This is a genomic window from Protofrankia sp. Cj3 (genome assembly GCF_917627355.1).
In the GTDB taxonomy this organism is placed as follows: domain Bacteria; phylum Actinomycetota; class Actinomycetes; order Frankiales; family Frankiaceae; genus Protofrankia.
In genome coordinates this window covers 1-2,431 of record NZ_CAKJTR010000008.1, presented here as the reverse complement: position 1 = coordinate 2,431, position 2,431 = coordinate 1, and the positions used below count along the sequence as shown (strand labels likewise).

Annotated in this window: 1 protein-coding gene; it reads right to left on the bottom strand. The window is 66.6% G+C overall.

Annotation, left to right across the window (positions count from 1 at the left end):
- Positions 1–9: 9 nt before the first annotated feature.
- On the bottom strand, positions 10–1,212 hold the full coding sequence (locus MJ783_RS01995) for an acyl-CoA dehydrogenase family protein (RefSeq protein ID WP_239308178.1): 1,203 nt from the start codon (positions 1,210–1,212) through the stop codon (positions 10–12).
- Positions 1,213–2,431: the final 1,219 nt, after the last annotated feature.

The window sequence follows — 2,431 nt, the reverse complement described above, 5'->3', positions numbered from 1 at the left end:
GGTTCGCAGTCACCGCCGCGTCAGGAGCGCCCCGCCCAGAAAGTACTGGCCGACCATCTCGAAGTTCGTCCACGAGAGGGTGATGTGCTTGACCGCCGCATGGATGTCACGGAAACAGCGGTCCAGCCGGCTGGCGCTGTAGAGGGCGCTCGTCCCGGCCAGGTCGTAGAGCGTGTCCACGGCCGTCGCGGTGTTCTCGCCGACGGCCGCGGCCGCCAGCCGGATCAGCGCGCTGAGCTCTTCCCCGCCATGTTCGCCGTATGCCGTCGCCTGGTCGGCGGCATCGGTGAGCAGCAGGGCGCTGGCCCGCGCCAGGACCTCCGCGCGGGCCAGCCCCGCCTGCACGGTGTGACTGGCCGCCAGCGGACTCGTCGCCCTGGCGGGAATCTTCTCCTGGGCCAGGGAACGGAAGGTCTCGAGGGCGTCCTGGACGATTCCCAGTGCTGTCGACGCGGTCGTGAACGGAGCGAAGTCGTAGTAGGCGATGTCGTAGGCCCGGGACGGGCGGCGAGCCGGGGGGCGCCGCAGGAGGGAACCGTCAACCGTGTGATCGTCAGGGACGACAAGGCCGTCGATGCGGTAGGTCGTGCTCCCGGTGCCGCGTAGTCCCATGGTGAACCAGTCGTCCACGAACACGGCGGCGCTCTTGGGCACGAAGGCCATGCATGTCCGCGGCCCGGCGGGGGACGGACACGCCATGTCGTCCTCCGCGAGCATGGCGGCGCAGACCAGCCAGGTGGCGTGCGCCGAGCCGCTGGCGAACGACCAGGTGCCGTGCAGCCGGTATCCGCCGGGCACGCGTTCGGCCCGGCCGGTCGGATTGATACCGCCGACCACCAGCCCCGGGCTCTCGCGGAAAAGGCGCTGCGCCACCGGCTCCGGCAGATAGTCCGACAGCCGGCCGATAGCGCCCTGGACGCCCATCTGCCAGGCAACGGATGCATCGATGCGGGCCAGCGTCCGCAGGACGGCTGAGCCGGTCCGCACACTGACCTGCCCGCCACCAAAGGCGTCGGCGACCCACATCCGGTGGATGTTCTGTCCGCGCAACGCGTCGATGACCGCGGCTGGAGTTGTCCGTTCATGTTCGGCCTGGTCCCGGTAGCGGACGAGCACCGGGGCAATCTTCTCGACGCGCCCGACCCACTCTGCGGTTTCGTCGGAAAAACAGTCATTGCCCGAAAAGATGGAGCATGTACGCCCCTCGCTCATCCCGGCTCCTGTGAGAATGGCTGCGCTGTGCTTCCCCGTGCTCCCCAGACAGGCGAGGAGATACCCATAGAACCGCGTACCGGGAATACTGCTGGCGGCTGTCTTCCATCCTCGGCGAGGATACGGTACCCAGCGTCGAACAATCAAGAGCGCCCGGCATGAGAACATCGCCGAGTAGGGCGAAGGTCTCCCGTCTCGTGGGGCCATCACCGATGGGCAGCAGGACAGCCGCCGCCAGACGCAGCCACTTCTGGCCCTACCGGTGAATCCGGCCGGTCACGCCGACGGCCGCCTGCGGTACGGATGATTCCGCCGCGCGCCCATGCCGCCTTTCTCCTCCTGCCGGGAAGCGACAGCCAGGTCACCGTCACCCGCATCTATCCGCCACCACGACCGCCCGAATCCGCCCATGGCCGATACAAACCAATCATGTTGAGAGACGAAGGCGACCGTCTCGCGGCTGCCGCGCGCGATAATCAGCGACGGTATCCCATCGTGGGGATAAAGAATCGGGCTGTTGCGCATGGCCTCGGCTGTGGTGCGCTGGACTGCCTCTCCTACATAAGTAGGCCGCAGCTATTCCAGCTCGTAGCTGCCGTTCAGCAAAATTGCTCCTCGTATGACATCCAGCGGGTGTAACGGGGTGGACAGCCATCCTTCCAAGGCATGCCGGAACAGCCATTCGATCAGTGAGCGGCTCATCCGCGCCCGCTCCGGCAAGGCGGCGGAGGGAGCCACCCTGGTGTTGGGTGGCGACTGACGACAACACGGCGAGGTGCGTGCCCCAGCCCCGCGACGCCGCGTCCCCTATTGCCGGGCGCTCTAAGAGAGCATCTCGTTCATTTTGCGATGGTTCAGTCGGATTTCTGGCGGTGGCAAGGCGAGGCAGGGTCGGAACCGTCCCGCGCCAGAGCCGCCTCAGGCGGTGCAGACGACGGCGCAGGTGAGTCGATACCCCACCTCGCCGTTCCTGAATCCCGACAATTGCCGTGTACAGGACCCGACAAACTTCGCCTATCTGGACGAGATGCCCTCTAAGGAACTGCTGAGGCGTTGCACTAGTTCATGCAGAGGCCCCACACGTCGGTGTAGGTAGAGGAGCTGGACGATCCGCCGGTGTGGCCGGTCGCGGACCAGTTTGTTGTCGATGATCCGTTGGAGGCCGTGTTGCCGCTGCCGTCGCTCGGGTAATCGCCGGCCAGATGATCGCCCTGGGAAC